Source organism: Streptomyces silvae (assembly GCF_016745505.1).
GTDB classification, from domain to species: domain Bacteria; phylum Actinomycetota; class Actinomycetes; order Streptomycetales; family Streptomycetaceae; genus Streptomyces; species Streptomyces silvae.
This window is the reverse complement of the sequence record NZ_JAERUC010000203.1, coordinates 1-21,090: the sequence shown is the minus strand read 5'-3', so window position 1 is coordinate 21,090 and position 21,090 is coordinate 1. Positions and strand designations below refer to the sequence as shown.

The 21,090-nt window shown below is 68.1% G+C and carries 18 protein-coding genes and 2 tRNA genes; 3 read left to right on the top strand and 17 right to left on the bottom strand.

Annotation, left to right across the window (positions count from 1 at the left end):
* Positions 1-47: 47 nt before the first annotated feature.
* From JKV81_RS34015 to JKV81_RS33975, 9 genes are all read right to left on the bottom strand, one after another.
* Positions 48-3,947: a DNA-directed RNA polymerase subunit beta' gene (locus tag JKV81_RS34015; RefSeq protein ID WP_099173855.1), complete on the bottom strand. Its 3,900-nt coding sequence runs from the start codon at positions 3,945-3,947 to the stop codon at positions 48-50.
* Positions 3,948-4,076: 129 nt separating this feature from the next.
* Positions 4,077-7,562 (bottom strand): DNA-directed RNA polymerase subunit beta, encoded by a 3,486-nt coding sequence (rpoB, locus tag JKV81_RS34010; protein WP_099173856.1) that lies wholly within the window; start codon positions 7,560-7,562, stop codon positions 4,077-4,079.
* Between the two features lie 611 nt (positions 7,563-8,173).
* On the bottom strand, positions 8,174-8,557 hold the full coding sequence (gene rplL, locus JKV81_RS34005; protein ID WP_124274235.1) for a 50S ribosomal protein L7/L12: 384 nt from the start codon (positions 8,555-8,557) through the stop codon (positions 8,174-8,176).
* A gap of 89 nt (positions 8,558-8,646) precedes the next feature.
* Positions 8,647-9,210: a 50S ribosomal protein L10 gene (gene rplJ / locus JKV81_RS34000; RefSeq protein ID WP_099173858.1), complete on the bottom strand. Its 564-nt coding sequence runs from the start codon at positions 9,208-9,210 to the stop codon at positions 8,647-8,649.
* A 392-nt stretch (positions 9,211-9,602) separates the two neighbouring features.
* Positions 9,603-10,325, bottom strand: coding sequence for a 50S ribosomal protein L1 (gene rplA, locus JKV81_RS33995; protein ID WP_124274234.1), 723 nt, complete (start codon positions 10,323-10,325; stop codon positions 9,603-9,605).
* A gap of 82 nt (positions 10,326-10,407) precedes the next feature.
* Positions 10,408-10,842, bottom strand: a complete 435-nt coding sequence (gene rplK, locus JKV81_RS33990) for a 50S ribosomal protein L11 (protein ID WP_014154605.1) — start codon at positions 10,840-10,842, stop codon at positions 10,408-10,410.
* A gap of 178 nt (positions 10,843-11,020) precedes the next feature.
* Positions 11,021-11,914: a transcription termination/antitermination protein NusG gene (gene nusG / locus JKV81_RS33985; protein WP_129265064.1), complete on the bottom strand. Its 894-nt coding sequence runs from the start codon at positions 11,912-11,914 to the stop codon at positions 11,021-11,023.
* A gap of 74 nt (positions 11,915-11,988) precedes the next feature.
* Positions 11,989-12,276: a preprotein translocase subunit SecE gene (secE, locus tag JKV81_RS33980; protein WP_031096325.1), complete on the bottom strand. Its 288-nt coding sequence runs from the start codon at positions 12,274-12,276 to the stop codon at positions 11,989-11,991.
* A gap of 106 nt (positions 12,277-12,382) precedes the next feature.
* Positions 12,383-12,455 (bottom strand) — tRNA-Trp (locus JKV81_RS33975).
* Between the two features lie 213 nt (positions 12,456-12,668).
* On the opposite strand from JKV81_RS33975, the gene JKV81_RS33970 reads away from it, so the two are divergent.
* Both JKV81_RS33970 and JKV81_RS33965 read left to right on the top strand, forming a co-directional pair.
* Complete coding sequence (locus JKV81_RS33970; RefSeq protein ID WP_099173860.1) at positions 12,669-13,895, top strand: pyridoxal phosphate-dependent aminotransferase; 1,227 nt, start codon at positions 12,669-12,671, stop codon at positions 13,893-13,895.
* Between the two features lie 124 nt (positions 13,896-14,019).
* The gene (locus tag JKV81_RS33965; protein ID WP_129265063.1) at positions 14,020-15,033 is read left to right on the top strand and encodes an adenosine deaminase; all 1,014 of its coding nucleotides are present in this window, start codon (positions 14,020-14,022) and stop codon (positions 15,031-15,033) included.
* Here the strand turns inward: JKV81_RS33965 and JKV81_RS33960 are convergent.
* Positions 15,026-15,607, bottom strand: coding sequence for a TetR/AcrR family transcriptional regulator (locus JKV81_RS33960; protein WP_129265062.1), 582 nt, complete (start codon positions 15,605-15,607; stop codon positions 15,026-15,028). The two genes, JKV81_RS33965 and JKV81_RS33960, sit on opposite strands and share 8 nt — an antisense overlap.
* Positions 15,608-15,696: 89 nt before the next feature.
* Here JKV81_RS33960 and JKV81_RS33955 point away from each other — a divergent pair, with 89 nt between their 5' ends.
* The gene (locus JKV81_RS33955) at positions 15,697-16,332 is read left to right on the top strand and encodes an NAD(P)-dependent oxidoreductase (protein WP_202079473.1); all 636 of its coding nucleotides are present in this window, start codon (positions 15,697-15,699) and stop codon (positions 16,330-16,332) included.
* 28 nt (positions 16,333-16,360) lie between these two features.
* On the opposite strand, the gene JKV81_RS33950 is transcribed toward JKV81_RS33955, so the two are convergent.
* The 7 genes from JKV81_RS33950 to JKV81_RS33920 all read right to left on the bottom strand — a co-directional run bounded on the left by JKV81_RS33950 (position 16,361) and on the right by JKV81_RS33920 (position 21,006).
* Positions 16,361-17,416, bottom strand: coding sequence for a UDP-N-acetylmuramate dehydrogenase (locus tag JKV81_RS33950; RefSeq protein WP_129265060.1), 1,056 nt, complete (start codon positions 17,414-17,416; stop codon positions 16,361-16,363).
* Between the two features lie 63 nt (positions 17,417-17,479).
* Positions 17,480-18,910 (bottom strand): MFS transporter, encoded by a 1,431-nt coding sequence (locus JKV81_RS33945; RefSeq protein WP_129265059.1) that lies wholly within the window; start codon positions 18,908-18,910, stop codon positions 17,480-17,482.
* Between the two features lie 111 nt (positions 18,911-19,021).
* Complete coding sequence (locus JKV81_RS33940; protein WP_129265058.1) at positions 19,022-19,570, bottom strand: TetR/AcrR family transcriptional regulator; 549 nt, start codon at positions 19,568-19,570, stop codon at positions 19,022-19,024.
* Between the two features lie 117 nt (positions 19,571-19,687).
* Positions 19,688-20,116: a MaoC family dehydratase gene (locus JKV81_RS33935; RefSeq protein ID WP_129265057.1), complete on the bottom strand. Its 429-nt coding sequence runs from the start codon at positions 20,114-20,116 to the stop codon at positions 19,688-19,690.
* Positions 20,116-20,568, bottom strand: coding sequence for a MaoC family dehydratase N-terminal domain-containing protein (locus JKV81_RS33930; RefSeq protein WP_129265056.1), 453 nt, complete (start codon positions 20,566-20,568; stop codon positions 20,116-20,118). The genes JKV81_RS33935 and JKV81_RS33930 overlap by 1 nt, the downstream gene beginning before the upstream one ends.
* Before the next feature lie 111 nt (positions 20,569-20,679).
* Positions 20,680-20,844 carry a 50S ribosomal protein L33 gene (rpmG, locus tag JKV81_RS33925; protein WP_003956487.1) on the bottom strand — a complete coding sequence of 55 codons (165 nt, stop codon included), beginning with the start codon at positions 20,842-20,844 and terminating at the stop codon, positions 20,680-20,682.
* A gap of 89 nt (positions 20,845-20,933) precedes the next feature.
* A tRNA-Met gene (locus JKV81_RS33920) sits at positions 20,934-21,006 on the bottom strand.
* Positions 21,007-21,090 lie beyond the last annotated feature (84 nt).

Here is a 21,090-nt window from a genome sequence, read left to right as displayed (position 1 = left end):
GGGCGGCCACCCCGTCGTAACGGGATGGCCGCCCTTCTCACTCACTTCTACTGGTTGTACGGACCGTAGTCGTAGTCCTCCAGCGGAACGGCCTGGCCGGAGCCCGTGCCGAACGGCGAGTAGTCGATGTCGTCGTAGCCGACGGCCGAGTACATCGCGGCCTTGGCTTCCTCGGTCGGCTCGACCCGGATGTTGCGGTAGCGGGACAGACCCGTACCGGCCGGGATGAGCTTACCGATGATGACGTTCTCCTTGAGGCCGATCAGGGAGTCCGACTTGGCGTTGATCGCCGCGTCGGTCAGAACCCTGGTCGTCTCCTGGAAGGACGCCGCCGACAGCCACGACTCGGTGGCGAGCGAGGCCTTGGTGATACCCATCAGCTGCGGACGGCCGGAGGCGGGGTGACCGCCCTCGGTGACCACACGACGGTTCTCGGTCTCGAACTTCGAGCGCTCGACGAGCTCGCCCGGCAGCAGTTCCGCGTCGCCGGACTCGATGATCGTCACACGGCGGAGCATCTGCCGGATGATGATCTCGATGTGCTTGTCGTGGATCGACACACCCTGCGAGTTGTAGACCTTCTGGACCTCGCCGACCAGGTGGACCTGGACCGCGCGCTGACCGAGGATCCGCAGCACGTCGTGCGGGTTGGTGGCACCGACGGTGAGCTTCTGGCCCACCTCGACCGCGTCGCCCTCGCCGACCAGGAGACGGGCACGCTTGGAGATCGGGAACGCCGTCTCCTCGCTGCCGTCGTCCGGGGTGACGACGAGCTTCTTGGTCTTCTCGGTCTCCTCGATACGGACCCGGCCCTTGGCCTCCGAGATCGGGGCGACACCCTTGGGGGTACGCGCCTCGAAGAGCTCGACGACACGGGGCAGACCCTGCGTGATGTCGTCACCGGCCACACCACCGGTGTGGAAGGTACGCATCGTCAGCTGGGTACCGGGCTCACCGATGGACTGGGCGGCGATGATGCCGACCGCCTCACCGATGTCGACCAGCTTGCCGGTGGCGAGCGAGCGTCCGTAGCAGAAGGCACAGGTGCCGACCGCGGACTCACAGGTCAGGACCGAGCGGGTCTTGACCTCCTCGACGCCGGCGCCCACCAGGGCGTCGATCAGGACGTCACCGAGGTCGACGTTGGCAGGCGCGATGACCTTGCCGTCGACGACGACGTCCTCGGCGAGCATGCGGGCGTAGACCGACGTCTCGACGTCCTCCGTCTTGCGGAGCACGCCGTCGGCGCCCTTGACGGCGATCTTCAGCTTGAGGCCGCGGTCGGTGCCACAGTCCTCCTCGCGGATGATCACGTCCTGCGAGACGTCCACCAGACGACGGGTCAGGTAACCCGAGTCGGCGGTACGCAGGGCGGTGTCCGCCAGACCCTTACGGGCACCGTGCGTGGAGATGAAGTACTCCAGAACGGTGAGGCCCTCACGGAAGGACGCCTTGATGGGACGGGGAATCGTCTCGTTCTTGGCGTTCGACACCAGACCACGCATACCCGCGATCTGACGCATCTGCATCATGTTTCCTCGGGCACCCGAGTCGACCATCATGAAGATGGGGTTCGTCTTCGGGAAGTTCGCGTTCATCGCCTCGGCAACCTCGTTGGTCGCCTTGGTCCAGATCGCGATGAGCTCCTGCGTGCGCTCGTCCTTGGTGATGAGACCGCGCTCGTACTGCTTCTGGACCTTCTCGTCCTGCTCCTCGTAGCCCTTGACGATGGCCTTCTTGGCCTCGGGCACGACGACGTCGGAGATGGCCACGGTCACACCGGAGCGGGTCGCCCAGTGGAAACCGGCCGCCTTCAGGTTGTCGAGCGTCGCCGCCACGATGACCTTGGGGTAGCGCTCGGCCAGGTCGTTGACGATCTCGGAGAGCTGCTTCTTGCCCACCGAGTAGTCGACGAACGGGTAGTCCTCGGGCAGCAGCTCGTTGAAGAGCGCGCGGCCCAGGCTCGTACGCAGGCGGAAGGTGTCACCCGGCTGGTACTCGGGCTCGCCCTCCTCGGCGACCGGCGGCACCCAGCCACGCGGCGGCATGGTGCCGACCGGGAAGCGGATGTCGACCTTCGCCTGGAGCGAGAGCTCGCGGGCGTCGAAGGCCATGATCGCCTCGGCCGTGGAGCCGAAGGAGCGGTCGGTGCCCTTGACGTTGCGGCCCTCTTCGTCCGTGGTGAGGAAGAAGAGGCCCAGCACCATGTCCTGGGTCGGCATGGTGACGGGACGGCCGTCGGCCGGCTTCAGGATGTTGTTCGAGGACAGCATCAGGATGCGGGCCTCGGCCTGCGCCTCCGCGGAGAGCGGCAGGTGCACGGCCATCTGGTCACCGTCGAAGTCCGCGTTGAACGCGGTGCAGACGAGCGGGTGGATCTGGATGGCCTTGCCCTCGACCAGCTGCGGCTCGAAGGCCTGGATGCCGAGGCGGTGCAGGGTGGGCGCACGGTTCAGCAGCACCGGGTGCTCGGCGATGACCTCTTCGAGGACGTCGTACACGACGGTGCGGCCACGCTCGACCATGCGCTTGGCCGACTTGATGTTCTGCGCGTGGTTCAGGTCCACCAGGCGCTTCATCACGAACGGCTTGAAGAGCTCCAGCGCCATCGCCTTCGGCAGACCGCACTGGTGCAGCTTGAGCTGCGGACCGACGACGATCACGGAACGCGCGGAGTAGTCCACGCGCTTGCCGAGGAGGTTCTGACGGAAACGGCCCTGCTTGCCCTTCAGCATGTCGCTGAGGGACTTCAGGGGGCGGTTACCGGGACCGGTGACCGGGCGACCACGACGACCGTTGTCGAAGAGGGCGTCCACGGCCTCCTGGAGCATGCGCTTCTCGTTGTTCACGATGATCTCGGGCGCGCCGAGGTCGAGAAGCCGCTTCAGGCGGTTGTTGCGGTTGATCACACGGCGGTACAGGTCGTTCAGGTCGGAGGTCGCGAAGCGGCCACCGTCCAGCTGCACCATCGGACGCAGGTCCGGCGGGATGACCGGCACGCAGTCGAGCACCATGCCCTTGGGCTTGTTGCTGGTCTGCAGGAACGCGGAGACGACCTTGAGGCGCTTGAGCGCACGGGTCTTCTTCTGGCCCTTGCCGGTACGGATGATCTCGCGGAGGCGCTCGGCCTCCTCGTCGAGGTCGAAGGACTCCAGGCGCTTCTGCAGGGCGGCGGCGCCCATGCAGCCGTCGAAGTACGTGCCGAAGCGGTCACGCAGCTCGCGGTAGAGCAGCTCGTCGCCCTCGAGGTCCTGGACCTTGAGGTTCTTGAAGCGGCTCCACACCTCGTCGAGACGGTCGATCTCGCGCTGCGCACGGTCACGCAGCTGCTTCATCTCACGCTCGGCACCTTCGCGCACCTTGCGGCGTACGTCGGCCTTGGCGCCCTCGGCCTCGAGCTCGGCCAGGTCGGTCTCGAGCTTCTTGGCGCGGTTCTCGAGGTCCGAGTCGCGGCGGTTCTCGACCTGCTGACGCTCGACGGAGACGTGCGCCTCCAGCGACGGGAGGTCACGCGTGCGGCGCTCCTCGTCGACGAACGTGATCATGTACGCGGCGAAGTAGATGACCTTCTCGAGGTCCTTCGGCGCGAGGTCCAGCAGGTAGCCCAGACGCGACGGGACGCCCTTGAAGTACCAGATGTGGGTGACGGGAGCGGCAAGCTCGATGTGACCCATGCGCTCACGGCGCACCTTGGCGCGCGTGACCTCTACGCCACAGCGCTCACAGATGATGCCCTTGAAGCGGACACGCTTGTACTTGCCGCAGTAGCACTCCCAGTCCCGGGTCGGACCGAAGATCTTCTCGCAGAAGAGTCCGTCCTTTTCGGGCTTGAGCGTGCGGTAGTTGATGGTCTCCGGCTTCTTCACTTCGCCGTGGGACCAGGTCCGGATGTCGTCCGCGGTGGCAAGGCCGATCCGCAGCTCGTCGAAGAAGTTGACGTCGAGCACTTGTCGTCAATCCCTCTTTCGGGGGTTCGAGCCCCCTCGCTTCACGCGAGAAATCGGGGCACTTCAGCAATGGTCTGAACGGGTCCGGGGAGAGCCGGCCGGATCACGGGGATCCGGCCGGACAACCCGTCAGACCTCTTCGACGCTGCTCGGCTCGCGCCGGGACAGGTCGATACCGAGCTCCTCCGCCGCGCGGAAGACGTCCTCGTCCGTGTCGCGCATCTCGATGGACATGCCGTCCGAGGACAGCACCTCCACGTTGAGGCAGAGCGACTGCATCTCCTTGATGAGCACCTTGAAGGACTCGGGGATGCCGGGCTCGGGGATGTTCTCGCCCTTGACGATCGCCTCGTAGACCTTCACGCGGCCGGTCACGTCGTCGGACTTGATCGTCAGCAGTTCCTGGAGGGCGTATGCGGCGCCGTAAGCCTCAAGGGCCCACACCTCCATCTCACCGAATCGCTGCCCACCGAACTGCGCCTTACCACCCAGCGGCTGCTGCGTGATCATGGAGTACGGGCCGGTCGAACGGGCGTGGAGCTTGTCGTCGACCAGGTGGTGCAGCTTGAGGATGTACATGAACCCGACCGAGACCGGGTCCGGGAACGGCTCGCCGGAGCGGCCGTCGAACAGCTGGGCCTTGCCGGAGGGCTGCACCAGGCGGTCGCCGTCGCGGTTCGGGATCGTGGCTCCGAAGAGACCGGAGATCTCGTCCTCGCGCGCACCGTCGAAGACGGGCGTGGCGACGTTGGTGCCGGGGGCGACCTGGTCGGCGCCGATGGCCTGCAGGCGCTGTGCCCACTCGTCACCGAGGCCGGAGACGTCCCAGCCGCGGCTGGCGAGCCAGCCGAGGTGGATCTCCAGGACCTGTCCCGGGTTCATTCGGGACGGGACACCCAGCGGGTTGAGGATGATGTCGACCGGGGTGCCGTCCTCCAGGAACGGCATGTCCTCGATCGGGAGGATCTTCGAGATGACGCCCTTGTTGCCGTGACGGCCGGCGAGCTTGTCACCATCGGTGATCTTGCGCTTCTGCGCGACGTAGACGCGGACCAGCTGGTTCACGCCCGGCGGCAGCTCGTCGCCCTCTTCGCGGTCGAAGACGCGGACGCCGATGACCTTGCCGATCTCACCGTGCGGCACCTTCAGCGAGGTGTCGCGCACCTCGCGCGCCTTCTCACCGAAGATCGCGCGGAGCAGGCGCTCCTCGGGGGTCAGCTCGGTCTCACCCTTGGGCGTGACCTTGCCGACGAGGATGTCGCCGGCGACGACCTCGGCACCGATACGGATGATGCCGCGCTCGTCGAGGTCGGCGAGGACCTCCTCGGAGACGTTCGGGATGTCCCGGGTGATCTCCTCCGGGCCGAGCTTGGTGTCACGGGCGTCGACCTCGTGCTCCTCGATGTGGATCGAGGAGAGGACGTCGTCCTGCACGAGGCGCTGCGACAGGATGATCGCGTCCTCGTAGTTGTGACCCTCCCAGGGCATGAACGCCACGAGGAGGTTCTTGCCGAGCGCCATCTCACCGTTCTCGGTGGCGGGGCCGTCGGCGAGGACCTGGCTCTCGATGACGCGGTCGCCCTCGGAGACGACGACCTTCTGGTTGACCGAGGTGCCCTGGTTGGAGCGCGAGAACTTCGAGATGCGGTACGTGGTGTACGTGCCGTCGTCGTTCGTCACGGTGATGTAGTCCGCGGAGACCTCCTGGACCACACCCGCCTTCTCCGCCTTGAGGACGTCACCGGCGTCGGTGGCACAGCGGTACTCCATGCCCGTGCCGACCAGCGGCGCCTCGCTCTTGATGAGCGGGACGGCCTGACGCATCATGTTCGCGCCCATGAGGGCACGGTTGGCGTCGTCGTGCTCGAGGAACGGGATCATCGCGGTGGCGACCGACACCATCTGGCGCGGCGAGACGTCCATGTAGTCGACGTCGTCGCCGGGGATGTAGTCGATCTCGCCGCCACGACGGCGGACCAGCACACGGGCCTCGGTGAAGCGCATGTCGTCGGAGAGCGTCGCGTTCGCCTGGGCGATCACGAAGCGGTCCTCTTCGTCGGCCGTCAGGTAGTCGACGTCGTCGGTGACGACGCCCTCGACGACCTTGCGGTACGGCGTCTCGATGAAGCCGAACGGGTTGATGCGCCCGTAGGAGGCCAGCGAGCCGATCAGACCGATGTTCGGGCCTTCGGGCGTCTCGATCGGGCACATGCGGCCGTAGTGCGACGGGTGAACGTCACGGACCTCGAAGCCGGCCCGCTCACGGGAGAGACCACCCGGGCCGAGGGCGTTCAGACGACGCTTGTGCGTCAGCCCCGACAGCGGGTTGTTCTGGTCCATGAACTGGGACAGCTGGCTGGTGCCGAAGAACTCCTTGATGGAGGCGACGACCGGCCGGATGTTGATCAGGGTCTGCGGCGTGATCGCCTCGACGTCCTGGGTGGTCATGCGCTCACGCACGACACGCTCCATACGGGCGAGACCCGTACGGACCTGGTTCTGGATCAGCTCACCGACGTTACGGATACGGCGGTTGCCGAAGTGGTCGATGTCGTCGGTCTCGACCATGATCGAGCGGCCGGACTCGCCGACCGTCTCGGTCTCGCCGGCGTGCAGCTTCACCAGGTACTTGATGGTGGCGATGATGTCGTCGCTGGTGAGGACACCCGCGTCGAGCGGCTCGTCGGCGCCGAGCTTCTTGTTCACCTTGTAGCGGCCGACCTTCGCGAGGTCGTAGCGCTTCGGGTTGAAGTAGAGGTTCTCGAGCAGCGTCTGAGCGGCCTCACGCGTGGGCGGCTCGCCGGGACGCAGCTTGCGGTAGATGTCGAGCAGCGCGTCGTCCTGGCCCTGCGTGTGGTCCTTCTCCAGGGTGGCGCGCATCGACTCGTACTCGCCGAACTCCTCGAGGATCTGCTCGGTGGTCCAGCCGAGAGCCTTCAGGAGGACGGTGACGGACTGCTTGCGCTTGCGGTCGATGCGGACACCGACCATGTCGCGCTTGTCGATCTCCATCTCCAGCCAGGCACCCCGGGAAGGGATGATCTTGGCGGAGAAGATGTCCTTGTCGGACGTCTTGTCGATGGAGGAGTCGAAGTAGACACCCGGCGAGCGCACGAGCTGCGACACGACGACACGCTCGGTGCCGTTGATGACGAAGGTGCCCTTGTTGGTCATGAGCGGGAAGTCGCCCATGAAGACCGTCTGGGACTTGATCTCGCCGGTCTCGTTGTTGGTGAACTCGGCCGTGACGAAGAGCGGCGCGGCGAACGTGAAGTCGCGCTCCTTGCACTCGTCGATCGAGTTCTTCGGGGGCTCGAAGCGGTGGTCGCGGAAGGTGAGCGACATCGACCCGGAGAAGTCCTCGATCGGGGAGATCTCCTCGAAGATTTCCTCCAGGCCGGACTTGGTGGGGACGTCTTGTCCGCTGTCCAGAGCAGCCTCGACGCGAGCCTTCCAGGCGGCGTTGCCGAGGAGCCAGTCAAAGCTCTCGGTCTGCAGCGCGAGGAGGTTCGGAACCTCGAGGGGCTCCTTGATCTTTGCAAAAGAGATGCGCAGCGGGGCGGTGCTGGCACCGTTGTTCGTATTCGAGGTCGAGGCGTTGCGCGAGGCGGCCAAGAGGGGGTCCTTCCGAGGGCTCGGACTCACTACGCGCGTACCGGCCCCAAGCCGCACACAGAGACAGGAATCCCAAGGTCAGGGAATATCCGGTCATCGGTGCTAGGCGTGGGCATGCCCCTGGTGACGGGCAGGAGGCAGCTAACAGGCAGCGCAAAGGGTCAGTGTAGCCAAGCGGCACACTGATGTCCAGTCGGGGTTCTCAGAGACCCACGTTGCTCTCAACAGCTGTTCTCAACACCTATGAATAGCCCTCGCGCGGTGTGCGCTCTTCTTTACTGCCCTCTTCGCTCTCGATCCATGCCTCGGATGCGGATCGAGATGACGACGCGTCCTGAGAATTGCGCGCCGCGTGCGGTTCGTCAAGGCCCCGAGGGGCCCGGCGGACGCCCGGCGATCTTCACCTGCGTCCGGAGGACGCCGGTTGACGCCCGTGGGCGCCCCGGAGAAACGCACGGCGAAAGATCACCCTACTCGTCGTGCGCGGAAGATCAAGGCAGGCTCCTGGGGCACGCCAAAGGGCGATCACCCGGATGGGTGATCGCCCTTTGCGATGTGACATCCCCGCCTCGCGGCAGGGACGGTCCAGAGGAGTCAGATGACTCCCAGGGTCACTTGACCTCGACGGAAGCGCCGGCGGCCTTGAGGGACTCGGCAGCCTTGTCGGCGGCCTCCTTGGCGACCTTCTCGAGGACCGGCTTCGGGGTGCCGTCGACGAGGTCCTTGGCCTCCTTCAGGCCCAGCGAGGTCAGCTCACGCACGACCTTGATGACCTGGATCTTCTTCTCGCCGGCACCCGTGAGGATGACGTCGAACTCGTCCTGCTCGGCCTCGGCCTCGGCGGCGGCACCGGGGGCACCCGGGGCGGCGACGGCGACGGCCGCGGCGGCGGTGACGTCGAACTTCTCCTCGAAGGCCTTAACGAACTCGGAGAGCTCGATGAGGGTGAGCTCCTCGAACTGAGCGAGCAGGTCTTCCTGGCTGAGCTTCGCCATGATGGCGTCCTTCCACTAATTCGGCAGGGGGTGCCGGATGTATATGTAGGCGGGCGTACGGGCCCGCTGCGAGCCGTGAGGGCGGAGGGTTACTCCGCCACCTCGGCCTCGGCGGGAGCCGACGTGTCGGCACCGCCCTGCTCGGCCTTCTTGGCGCGAAGCGCTTCCGCGGTGCGGACGAACTTCGACGGCAGAGCCTGGAAGAGCTGCGCAGCCTGAGTCTGCTTGCCCTTCATGGCGCCGGCCAGCTTGGCGAGCAGAACCTCGCGGGACTCGAGGTCCGCGAGCTTCTTGAACTCATCGGCGGACAGCGCCTTACCGTCAAGGACACCGCCCTTGATGATGAGGTTGGGGTTGTCCTTGGCGAAGTCACGAAGACCCTTCGCCGACTCCACCGGGTCACCGGTGACGAAGGCAACCGCCGTCGGACCCGAGAACAGGTCGTCCAGCGTGTCGATCCCGGCCTCGTTGGCCGCAATCTTGGTCAGCGTGTTCTTCACCACGGCGTACTGGGCGTTCTCACCGAGCGAACGGCGCAGCTCCTTGAGCTGTGCCACGGTGAGACCCCGGTACTCGGTCAGCACGGCGGCGTTCGAGCTGCGGAACTGGTCCGTCAGCTCGGCTACCGCGGCAGCCTTGTCGGGCCTTGCCATGAGCGTCGGCCTCCTTCCGGGTGATGAGGACCGCTCAGAAGGGGCCGGGAAAGACGAAACGCCCCGGCGCAGGCGCCAGGGCGTAGCTCGACCGGATGAATCCGGGAGCTTTCCACAGTCACCTGCGCAGGTCGCCCGTTCTCGACGGATCCTTCGGTCACCGTTTCCCCTTGACGAGGACCCGGCGACGACCAGCGGTCTTTGGCTTCTTGGTGAGACTACGCGACCGGGGCCGTTCGGAGCAAATCCGTCCCGGTTCGACCGGTGCGAGAGGTTTAAGCGCCTCTCGGAGCCCCTGTGGCCTCCTCGTACGAGGACGGGCCCCGCACCCTCCGAAGAGGCTGCGGGGCCCGTCCCATGCCGTGACGCGGCTACCGGGTGAGCACGGGGGCTCAGACGGCGGCCGGGTCCTCCTCGACGAGGAGGTTGCGCACGCGGTTGGCGTCCAGCGGGATGCCGGGGCCCATCGTCGTGCTCATGGTCGCCTTCTTGATGAAGCGACCCTTCGCGGCGGACGGCTTCAGACGGAGGATCTCCTCGAGCGCCGCACCGTAGTTCTCGACCAGCTTCGTGTCATCGAAAGAGGTCTTTCCGATGATGAAGTGCAGGTTCGAGTGCTTGTCGACGCGGAACTCGATCTTTCCGCCCTTGATGTCGTTGACAGCCTTGACGACATCGGGGGTGACGGTGCCGGTCTTCGGGTTCGGCATCAGACCACGCGGACCGAGCACGCGGCCCAGGCGGCCGACCTTGCCCATGAGGTCCGGCGTGGCGACGACGGCGTCGAAGTCCAGACGGCCCTTCGCCACCTCGTCGATGAGCTCGTCGGCGCCGACGATGTCGGCGCCCGCGGCTTCCGCGGCCGCAGCACGGTCACCGGTCGCGAAGACCAGGACCCGGGCGGTCTTGCCGGTGCCGTGCGGGAGGTTCACGGTGCCACGGACCATCTGGTCGGCCTTGCGCGGGTCGACACCCAGCGCGAACGCGACCTCGACGGTGCCGTCGAACTTGGTGGTGGAGGTCTCCTTGGCGATACGGACGGCCTCGAGCGGGGCGTACGTGCGCTCCCGGTCGATCTTCGCGTCCGCAGCGCGGAGGTTCTTGCTGCGCTTCACATCTACTCCTGTGGTTTTCAGAGTGTGGAGTCGTGGTGCGGACCAGCGCTTGGTCCTACCACTGTGGGGCTACGGGGCTGACTCAGCCTTCGACCGTGATGCCCATGGAACGGGCGGTGCCAGCGATGATCTTCGACGCGGCGTCGAGGTCGTTGGCGTTCAGGTCGGGGAGCTTGGTCGTGGCGATCTCGCGGACCTGGTCGGCCGTGAGCTTGGCGACCTTGGTCTTGTGCGGCTCGCCGGAGCCCTTGTCCACACCCGCGGCCTTGAGGATCAGCTTGGCGGCCGGCGGAGTCTTCGTGACGAAGGTGAAGGAGCGGTCCTCGTAGACCGTGATCTCCACCGGCACGACCATGCCACGCTGCGACTCGGTCGCGGCGTTGTAGGCCTTGCAGAACTCCATGATGTTGACGCCGTGCTGGCCCAGTGCGGGACCGACCGGCGGCGCCGGGTTGGCCGCACCGGCGTTGATCTGGAGCTTGATAAGCCCCGTGACCTTCTTCTTCTTGGGAGGCATTGCTCTCTCCGGGTCCTAGTGAGAGTGTTTCGCCGCCATTCCGGTCATCCGGATGGAGGCATACCGCACAACGATAACGGGTATAGCTGCGCGACCAAAAACCGAGCAGGTCAGACCGGCTGCGAAGCCTGTCTGACCTGCTCGGTAGGCATGTGTCCAGGAACGGGCCGAAAGGCCGTCAGTTCTTCTGGATCTGGTCGAAGCTGAGCTCGACCGGGGTCTCGCGACCGAAGATCTCGACGAGGCCCTTGACCTTCTTCGAGTCGGCGTTGATCTCGTTGATCGTCGCCTGCAGGGTCGCGAACGGGCCGTCGGTGACGGTGACCGAGTCGCCCACCTCGAAGTCCAGGACCTGGACCTCGACCTTGCGGGCCGGAGCCGGCTTGCCCTCGGCCTCGGCCGCCTCGCGGGCCGCCTTCTCCTCGGCCTCGGGGGCGAGCATCTTGACGATCTCGTCCAGGGTCAGCGGGTACGGGTCGTAGGCGTTGCCCACGAAGCCGGTGACACCGGGCGTGTTGCGGACAACACCCCAGGACTCGTTCGTCAGGTCCATGCGCACCAGGACGTAACCCGGGAGCTTGTTCTGACGGACGTTCTTCCGCTCGCCGTTCTTGATCTGGACGATCTCTTCCTCGGGCACCTCGGCCTGGTAGATGAAGTCCTCGACGTTGAGCGAGACGGCGCGCTGCTCCAGGTTGGCCTTCACGCGCTTCTCGTAACCGGCGTACGTGTGGATGACGTACCACTCGCCGGGAAGTCCGCGGAGCTCTTCGCGCAGGGCGGCGACGGCGTCGACGGGGGCGGCCGGCTCGGCTTCCTCGGCGTCGGCCTCTTCGTCCTCGACGGGCTCGGCGGCCTCGTCCTCGTCCGCGGCCTCGGCGGCCTCTTCGTCCTCGTCGGACTCGACCCGCACGGCGTCCTGCTCGGCGGGCTCGCCCGCGGCGGCGTCAGCAGCGTCGACCTGGTCCGGGGCCACGGCATCCGCCGCCTCGACGATGTCGAGCTCGTCCTCGGCGGACTCGACGGCGCTCGCCGTGGGCTCGGCGTCGTCGTTCAGGTTCGGGTCAGACACGATGGCTGCTTCTTCCTGGATACAAATGGGTGGAACATGCGAAAGGGGCGCCGATGAGGCGCCCTCCGCGGGGATCAGCCGAAGACGTACTTGATGACCCGCGCAAATCCGAAGTCAATCACGGTGACGAGACCGATCATGACGACCACGAACACGATCACCACGGCCGTGTACGTCGACAGCTGGCTGCGCGTCGGCCATACGACCTTGCGGAGCTCGGCGACGATCTGGCGGTAGAACAGCGCGAGACGGCCCAGAGGGCCCTTCTTGCCGCGCTTGCCGCCCTTCCGGGTCTTCTTCTTCGACTCGGGGGCTTCGTCCTCGGCATCAGGCATGTCGATGGAGCCCACGGCGTCCGTCACGCTACTCACCTGATTCCGGGTCGTGGCCGTGCCGCGCCCGGTGGAGCCGCACGGCGGTGCATTGAAGTACGTACATGCGCACACATCCTGGCGAAGGAGTGTGTAGCAGGGCCGGAGGGACTTGAACCCCCAACCGCTGGTTTTGGAGACCAGTGCTCTACCAATTGAGCTACGACCCTTTGTGGTGTCCACCAACCTACCGCATCCTCCCCGGTGGGCCGGTCGGGAAAACGGTGTGGCTGATGAAGGCCAACGACAGGTGAGTGTACGTGTTCATGGGCGTCGCGTCGAACAGACAACTACCGACCGGTCCTGTCCGGATGCTGTCCGAGTGCTGTCCGGTCCCTGAAACCCCTGTGCCGGGGGGATTTCCGGTCTGCGAGCATGGGGGCATGAGCGCTGCAACTTCTCCGTCCGAGCGCCGGGTCTCGGCCCGCATCGGTGCCATCTCCGAGTCCGCCACCCTCGCCGTCGACGCCAAGGCCAAGGCCCTCAAGGCCGCCGGACGTCCGGTGATCGGTTTCGGCGCCGGCGAGCCCGACTTCCCGACCCCCGGTTACATCGTGGACGCCGCCATCGAGGCGTGCCGCAACCCGAAGTACCACCGCTACACCCCGGCGGGCGGGCTCCCCGAGCTCAAGGCCGCCATCGTGGCGAAGACGCTGCGCGACTCCGGCTACGAGATCGACGCCTCCCAGGTCCTGGTGACCAACGGCGGCAAGCAGGCCATCTACGAGGCCTTCGCCGCGGTCCTCGACCCGGGCGACGAGGTCATCGTCCCCGCCCCGTACTGGACGACCTACCCCGAGTCCATCCGTCTCGCCGGCGGTGTCCCGGTCGAGGTCGTGGCCGACGAGACCACCGGCTACCGGGTCTCCGTGGAGCAGCTCGAAGCGGCGCGCACCGAGCGCACGAAGGTCGTCCTGTTCGTCTCCCCGTCCAACCCGACGGGCGCCGTCTACAGCGAGGCCGAGACCGAGGCGATCGGCCGCTGGGCCGTCGAGCACGGCCTGTGGGTCATGACGGACGAGATCTACGAGCACCTGGTCTACGGGGGCGCGGCCGCCGCCTCGCTCCCCGCGGTCGTGCCCGAGCTGCGGGACAAGTGCATCGTGGTCAACGGTGTGGCCAAGACGTACGCCATGACCGGCTGGCGGGTCGGCTGGATCATCGGCCCGAAGGACATCGTGAAGGCCGCGACCAACCTGCAGTCGCACGCCACGTCCAACGTCAACAACGTCGCGCAGGCCGCCGCGCTCGCCGCGCTCTCGGGTCCGCTGGACGCGGTCGCCGAGATGGGCTCCGCCTTCGACCGCCGCCGCAGGACGATCGTGCGCATGCTCAACGAGATCGACGGCGTGCTCTGCCCCGAGCCCGAGGGCGCGTTCTACGTGTACCCGTCGGTGAAGGGCCTGCTCGGCAAGGAGATCCGCGGCAAGCGCCCGGCGGACTCCGTCGAGCTCGCGGCCCTCATCCTGGACGAGGCCGAGGTGGCCGTGGTGCCGGGTGAGGCGTTCGGTACGCCGGGTTACCTGCGGCTGTCCTACGCACTGGGCGACGACGACCTCGTCGAGGGCGTCTCCCGGCTCCAGAAGCTGCTGGGCGAGGCCCGCGACTGACGCGGAACCTCCCCCTGAGGGATGTGGCCCCCGGCTCCGGCCGGGGGCCACTTTTTTGTTCGACGGGTAACTCACACGGGAATCCGGCTACCGCCGGGCCCCTCCGGTGCGGCAAGATCGATCGATGGAGCGTGACGTACGGCTGTTGCCCAAGGCCCACCTGCACCTGCACTTCACCGGGTCGATGCGGCCCACGACCCTGCTCGAACTCGCGGACAAGTACGGCGTGCACCTGCCCGACGCGCTGACCGGCGGTGAGCCGCCCAGGCTGCGGGCCACGGACGAGCGCGGCTGGTTCCGCTTCCAGCGCCTCTACGACATCGCCCGGTCCTGCCTCCGCTCGCCGGAGGACATCCAGCGGCTGGTGCGCGAGACCGCCATGGAGGACGTGGCGGACGGCTCGGGGTGGCTGGAGATCCAGGTCGACCCCACCTCGTACGCCCCGCTGCTCGGGGGCCTCATCCCCGCGATCGAGGTCATCCTGGACGCCGTGGACCGTGCGGCCCGTGACACCGGGCTCGGGATCCGGGTGGTGATCGCGGCGAACCGGATGAAGCACCCGCTGGACGCCAGGACGCTGGCCCGGCTCGCCGTGCGGTACGCGGACCGGGGGGTCATCGGCTTCGGCCTCTCCAACGACGAACGCCGGGGCATGGCCCGCGACTTCGACCGCGCCTTCGCCATCGCCCGCGAGGGCGGTCTGCTGGCGGCCCCGCACGGCGGCGAGCTCTCCGGCCCCTCCAGCGTCCGGGACTGCCTGGACGACCTCGACGCGGCCCGGATCGGGCACGGCGTACGGGCGGCCGAGGACCCGAGGCTGCTGCGCAAGCTCGCGGAGCGCGGGGTGACCTGTGAGGTCTGCCCGGCGTCCAACGTGGCGCTCGGCGTCTACGAGAAGCCCGCCGACGTACCCCTCCGCACTCTGTTCGACGCGGGGGTGCCGATGGCGCTCGGCGCGGACGACCCGCTGCTCTTCGGCTCCCGGCTGGCCGCGCAGTACGACCTCGTACGCCGCCATCACGCGTTCACCGACGAGGAGCTGGCCGAGCTGGCCCGGCAGTCCGTGCGGGGGTCGGTGGCGCCCGTGGAGGTGCGGGAGAAGCTGCTGGGCGGGATCGACGCGTGGCTGGCTAGCTGATGCCGCTGAGCAGGGTGCGCGCGAGGGATGCGGCGAAGTCGTCCAGTGACTGCGGGGCGGCGCCCACCTCGTAGGCGAAGGCGCGCTGCGCGCAGGCCCCCAGCAGCAGGGAGGCGGCCGCGTAGGTGTCGGCCCCGGGGCCGACCCGGCCCGCCCGCTGTTCGGCGCGGAGGTAGGCGTCGAGGCCCTGGATCGGCTTGTGCGGGCCGGTGCCCATCTCGCGCATGGCCGCCTCGTGGCGGTGCTTGAGCCGGGGTTCGGCGTACAGCGAGGCGAGCACCGGGAAGGTCTGCTGGTAGAAGAGCGCGGCCTGGCGGGCGACCTCGGTGAGGTTCTGCTCCAGGTCCCCCTCGCCGGCTTCCAGATCGCCGAGGAGCGGGCCCAGCCTCGGCATCCGTTCGCCGAGCACGGTGACGAAGAGCTCCTCCTTGCTCGCGAAGTACTTGTAGAGGGCCGCCTCGGAGCAGCCGGCGGCCTTGGCGATCTCCTTCGTCGTCGTACGCGCGAGGCCGATGTCCAGCATGAGCTCATGGGCGGCGTCGAGGATGCGGACGCGGGCCGGCTTCTGCTCCATGGATGCTCCAACACGGCTTGACGAAGGGGTGAGCGTCCACTCACCCTATGGGTAAGTGAATACTCACCCACTCAGGAGGGGCGTGCGCGATGAGGCTCACGGTGTTCGGGGCGACGGGGGCCGTCGGCCAGGAGGTCGTCCGGCAGGCGCTGGCGGCGGGGCACGAGGTGACGGCGGTGGTCCGCGATCCCGCGCGGCTCCCGGAGGGGCTGCGGGGCGCCGCCCTGCACGCGGTCGTGCCGCTGGGCGACGAGCCGGCGGTGCGCGGGGCGGTGGCGGGGCGGGACGCCGTGCTCTCCGGGCTCGGTGCGCGGGGCCGGAAGGCCGGTGACGTCACGGAGCGGCTCACCCTGCGGGTGCTGGAGGCGATGGAGGCGGAGGGGGTGCGGCGGCTGCTGGTCGTGAGCGCGGCCCCGGTCGGCCCGGCGCCGGCGGACGACCCGCTGCTGGACCGTGTGGTCCGCAAGGTGATCGGCGTGGTCCTCAAGGAGGTGTACGCCGATCTGACCCGTATGGAGGCCGCGTTGGCCGGCAGCGCGACGGACTGGACGTCGGTGCGGCCGCCGAAGCTGACGAACGGCCCGCTGACGGGGGCGTACCGCACGGTGGTGGGCGGCACCCCGCGCAGCGGCCGGTCCCTCGCGCGGGCCGATGTGGCCCACGCGATGCTGGCGCTGATCGACGAGCCGGCGGCGGTGAAGCAGGGCGTGGGGGTCGCGTACTGATCCCGGCCCCGAGCGCCGGCGGGCGGGCCTACAGGCTGACGCCCACCGTCACCGGTTCGTTGACGAGGGTGACCCCGAAGGCCTCCTGGACCCCGGCGACGACCTCGCGGGCCAGGGCCAGCAGGTCCTCGGTGGTCGCCTCGCCCCGGTTGGTGAGCGCGAGCGTGTGCTTGGTGGAGATGCGCGCGGGGCCCGTGCCGTACCCCTTGGTGAAGCCGGCCTTGTCGATGAGCCAGGCAGCCGAGGTCTTCACCCGGCCGTCGCCGGCGGGGAAGGCCGGGGGTGTGACGTCCGGGCCCAGGCGCTCGGTGGCGCGGGCGAGGAAGAGCGCGTGCTGCGCCTCGTCGAGGATCGGGTTGGTGAAGAAGGACCCCGCCGACCAGGTGTCGTGGTCCTCCGGGTCGAGGACCATGCCCTTGCCCGCCCTCAGCCGGAGGACGGTCTCGCTGGCGGAGGCTGCGGGGACGCGGTCGCCCTGTTCGACGCCCATGGCCCTGGCGGTCTCGGGATAGCGCAGGGGCGCCGACCGTCCGCCCGCGTCCTCCAGCCCGAAGCGGACCCGGAGCACGACGAAACGGTCGGGTTCGGCCTTGAAGCGGCTGTGACGGTACGAGAACGCGCAGGCCTCGTTCGGGAGGGTGACCGTCTCCTGGGTGTGCCGGTCGTAGGCGACGACCTCGGTGATGACCGAGGAGACCTCCTGCCCGTAGGCGCCGACGTTCTGGATGGGGGTCGCCCCGGCGGACCCGGGGATCCCGGCGAGGCACTCGATGCCGGCCAGTCCCGCCTCGACCGTACGGGCCACGGCGTCGGTCCAGACCTCGCCGGCGGCCAGCTCCAGCGTCGTACCGGAGAGCTCGAAGCCCTTGGTCGCGATGCGCAGGGCCGTCCCGTCGAAGCCCTTGTCGCTGATGACCAGGTTGGAGCCGCCGCCGATGACCAGGAGGGGGGTGCCGCTGTCGTCGGCCTCGCGGACGGCGGCGATCACCTCCGCGTCGGTGGTGGCCGTCAGGAGGCGGTTGGCCGGGCCGCCGAGGCGGAAGGTGGTCAGGGGGGCGAGGGGGGCGTCGTGGAGTTCCTGCACGGGGACAAGAGTACGGTCCACGGCCCGGGGGCGGGCCATGGACCGTACGGGGCGGGCCTGAGCTCAGGCGGCGACGGGGACACGCTCCTCGGCACTCTCGGGCGCCGGGCCGGAGGCCGGCTTGCGGCGCGGGATGAGCAGGGCGGTGAGCGCGGCGAGGGCCACCACACCGGCGCCGATCCACAGGGCGGGCACGGTCCCGTCGGTGAAGGCCTGAGGGGAGCCGTAGCCGCCCTGGGCGGAGAAGACCGCGGCCAGTACGGCGACCCCGAGAGCCCCGCCGACCTCACGCAGGGCGTTGTTGGCCCCGGAGGCGATGCCCTGCTCCCCCGGCCGGACGCTGGACATCACGAGGCTGGCGGCGGGTGCGAAGTACATGGCCATGCCGATGCCGCCGATGATCAGGCCGGGCAGCTGCGCGGTGTAGGCGACGTCCGGCTCCAGGACGGTGGCGAAGAGGCCGAGGCCCACGGCCTGGAGGAAGAGGCCGGTGACCACCACGGGCCGGCCGCCGAACCGGTCGGAGAGATATCCCGCGACGGGTGCCACGAGCATCGGCATCCCGGTCCACGGGAGCATCCGCAGGCCGGCCTCGGTCGGCGAGTAGCCCAGGACGTTCTGGAGGAACTGGCTGAGCAGGAAGATCGAGCCGAACATGCCCAGGAACATCAGCAGGCTCGCCATGTTGATCCCGAAGAAGGCGCGGTCGCGGAAGAGGCGCATGGGCAGGACCGGGTTCTTCGCGCGGAATCCGTGGCGGACGAAGACGGCCAGGAGGAGCGTCCCCGCGATCAGGCCGGTCAGCACGAGCGGGTCGGTCCAGCCGTCGCTGGTGCTGCTGACGAGCGCGTAGACGATGCCGAAGAGGCCGCCGCTGACCAGGACGGTGCCGGGCACGTCGAGCTTGGCCTCGGGGGCGTACGACTCGGCCAGCCGCAGGCGTGCCAGGGGCAGCAGGATCAGGCCGACCGGGACGTTCAGCCAGAAGATCCACTGCCAGGAGATGTGTTCGGTGAGGCTTCCGCCGATCAGGGGGCCGCTGGCGACCGCGAGTCCGGTGACCGCGCCGAAGAAGCCGAGGGCCATGCCGCGCCGGGCGGGCGGGACGGCGGCGGTGAGCAGGGTGAGGGTGAGCGGCATCATGACCGCGGCGCCGACGCCCTGGACGGCGCGGAAGGCGATGAGTTCCTCGATGCCCGGTGAGAGGGCCGCGGCGGCGGAGGCCGCGGTGAAGACCGTGAGGCCTCCGAGGAACAGCCGGCGCCGGCCGAAGCGGTCACCGAGTGCGGCGCCCGTCATCAGCAGGACCGCGAAGGTGAGGGTGTAGGCGTTCACCGTCCATTCGAGCTCCTCCAGCCGGCCGCCGAGGCTCTCGCGGATGGACGGCAGGGCGGTGGTGACGACGAGGTTGTCGAGTGCCGCCATGAAGCCGGCGACGCTCGTGATGACGAGGGCCCAGACCGCTCCTGCGCGGCCGGTGGTGTGCTGGTTCACTGCTCCCCCCCTGGGGTTAGTTATTAATTACTAACTTTCACGGACAGAAAACCGGGCGGAGAACCGGACGGAAAGCCGGGCGGAACCCGGTCCGGACCCGGCCCGGACCGTTCAGGCGACCGGCTGGGCCGACTCGTAGAACCCGGACCAGATCCGGTGTCCGGCCGGGAAACCGAGCGACGACAGGGTGTTGACGAGCATGCCGTACGCGAGGAACTGTGTGGCCTCGCCGAGGTCGGCACCGAGCAGCAGGTTGACCGAGTCGAACAGCTCCACCCAGCCGGCCCGCACCGATTCGCCGAACGCGTGGTCCCCCGCGGCCTCCGCGGCGGCGACGGCCGCGCACATCTGCATCTGCATCTGGAGCTTGTCGGAGTCGACGACGATCAGCTTCTGGTAGGCCCCGGCCATGGCGTGCAGGGCTTCCTGCCCCTCCAGCCCCTCGGCCGCCTTCTCGAAGACCTGCCGGGTCTCGACGAGGCAGCGCTCGGCGGCGGCGAGGAACATCGCCTGCTTGTTGGGGAAGAGCCGGAAGAGGTACGGCTGCGAGACACCCACACGCTTGGCGATCGCCTCGGTGGATGTGGCGCTGTACCCGCCACGGGCGAACTCGGTGATCGCCGCACGGATGACGCTCTCGCGCCGCTCATCTGCACTCATCCTTGCCATGAGACCAAGTTAGTGCTCAATCACTAACTTGGTCAAGCGCCCGTCGCCCGGCGCGACGAAGGGGCACGGCCCCCGTGGACCGTGCCCCTTCACCACGCGTACAGCGGTTCAGCCGAGCCGTACGACGGCGCGGGACATGCCCAGCACCTTCTTGCCCTCGCTCATCGCGGTCAGGTCGACCCGCACCGTGCGGTCGTCCAGCTTCGCGGCGACCTTGCCGCTGACCTCGATCAGCGCCCCGGTGTCGTCGTTCGGCACGACGACCGGCTTGGTGAACCGGACCCCGTACTCGACGACCGCGCCCGGGTCGCCGGCCCAGTCCGTGACGACCCGGATCGCCTCGGCCATGGTGAACATGCCGTGCGCGATCACGTCGGGGAGCCCGACCTCGCGCGCGAACTTCTCGTTCCAGTGGATCGGGTTGAAGTCGCCGGAGGCGCCCGCGTACTGCACCAGCGTGGCCCGGGTCACCGGGAAGGACTGCGCCGGCAGCTCCGTACCGACCTCGACGTCCTCGTAGGCGATGGTCGCCGTCATCACGCCTCCTCGGCGGCGCGCGCCACCAGCTTGGTCCAGGCGGTCACCACGTGCTCACCGGACTCGTCGTGCACCTCACCGCGGATGTCCACGATGTCGTTGCCCGCCATGGTCTTGATGGCCTCGATCGTCGAGGTGACCGTCAGCCGGTCCCCCGCCCGCACCGGGCGCACATAGGCGAACTTCTGGTCACCGTGCACCACACGGCTGTAGTCCAGGCCCAGCTGCGGGTCCTGCACCACCTGACCCGCGGCCTTGAAGGTGAGGGAGAAGACGAACGTGGGCGGGGCGATCACATCCGGGTGCCCCAGAGCCTTGGCGGCCTCCGGATCCACATACGCGGGATGGGTGTCACCCACCGCCTCCGCGAACTCCCGGATCTTCTCCCGGCCGACCTCGTACGCCGGGGTGGGCGGATAGGTCCGCCCGACGAAGGACTGGTCGAGCGCCATGGGCCCGGTACCTCCTGATGAAAGTCGAATAGGGCGAGGGACAGCCCGAGCCATCAAGATAAACGACACGAGGCCGCCCCCAGTGGGGACGGCCTCGTGTACGAGCCTGTTTCAGCGCGTTTCGCGGTGCGCGGTGTGCGAGTTGCAGCGCGGGCAGTGCTTCTTCATCTCAAGACGGTCCGGGTTGTTACGCCGGTTCTTCTTGGTGATGTAGTTCCGCTCCTTGCACTCCACGCAGGCCAGCGTGATCTTCGGGCGGACGTCGGTGGCAGCCACGTGAGTGCTCCTTGGACGGACGGATGGACGGATGAACGCAAAAAAGAGTAGCCGATCGAAGGACCGACCCCACAATCGGCTACCGTTAGTAGCGGTGACCGGACTTGAACCGGTGACACAGCGATTATGAGCCGCTTGCTCTACCGACTGAGCTACACCGCTTTGATGCCGGGTCTCCCCGCCGAAGCGGGGTTACCCGATCACCAGAGCCCCAATGCGGAATCGAACCGCAGACCTTCTCCTTAC

Bases quoted from the DNA above. Each gene is read 5' to 3' on its own strand.
- JKV81_RS33965 (WP_129265063.1), top strand. From the start codon at position 14,020: ATGGAGCGTGACGTACGGCTGTTGCCCAAGGCCCACCTGCACCTGCAC.
- JKV81_RS33930 (WP_129265056.1), bottom strand. From the start codon at position 20,568: ATGGCGCTCGACCAGTCCTTCGTCGGGCGGACCTATCCGCCCACCCCG.
- JKV81_RS33960 (WP_129265062.1), bottom strand. From the start codon at position 15,607: ATGGAGCAGAAGCCGGCCCGCGTCCGCATCCTCGACGCCGCCCATGAG.
- JKV81_RS33935 (WP_129265057.1), bottom strand. From the start codon at position 20,116: ATGACGGCGACCATCGCCTACGAGGACGTCGAGGTCGGTACGGAGCTG.
- JKV81_RS33955 (WP_202079473.1), top strand. From the start codon at position 15,697: ATGAGGCTCACGGTGTTCGGGGCGACGGGGGCCGTCGGCCAGGAGGTC.
- rplL (WP_124274235.1), bottom strand. From the start codon at position 8,557: ATGGCGAAGCTCAGCCAGGAAGACCTGCTCGCTCAGTTCGAGGAGCTC.
- rplK (WP_014154605.1), bottom strand. From the start codon at position 10,842: ATGCCTCCCAAGAAGAAGAAGGTCACGGGGCTTATCAAGCTCCAGATC.
- JKV81_RS33970 (WP_099173860.1), top strand. From the start codon at position 12,669: ATGAGCGCTGCAACTTCTCCGTCCGAGCGCCGGGTCTCGGCCCGCATC.
- JKV81_RS33940 (WP_129265058.1), bottom strand. From the start codon at position 19,570: ATGAGTGCAGATGAGCGGCGCGAGAGCGTCATCCGTGCGGCGATCACC.
- rplJ (WP_099173858.1), bottom strand. From the start codon at position 9,210: ATGGCAAGGCCCGACAAGGCTGCCGCGGTAGCCGAGCTGACGGACCAG.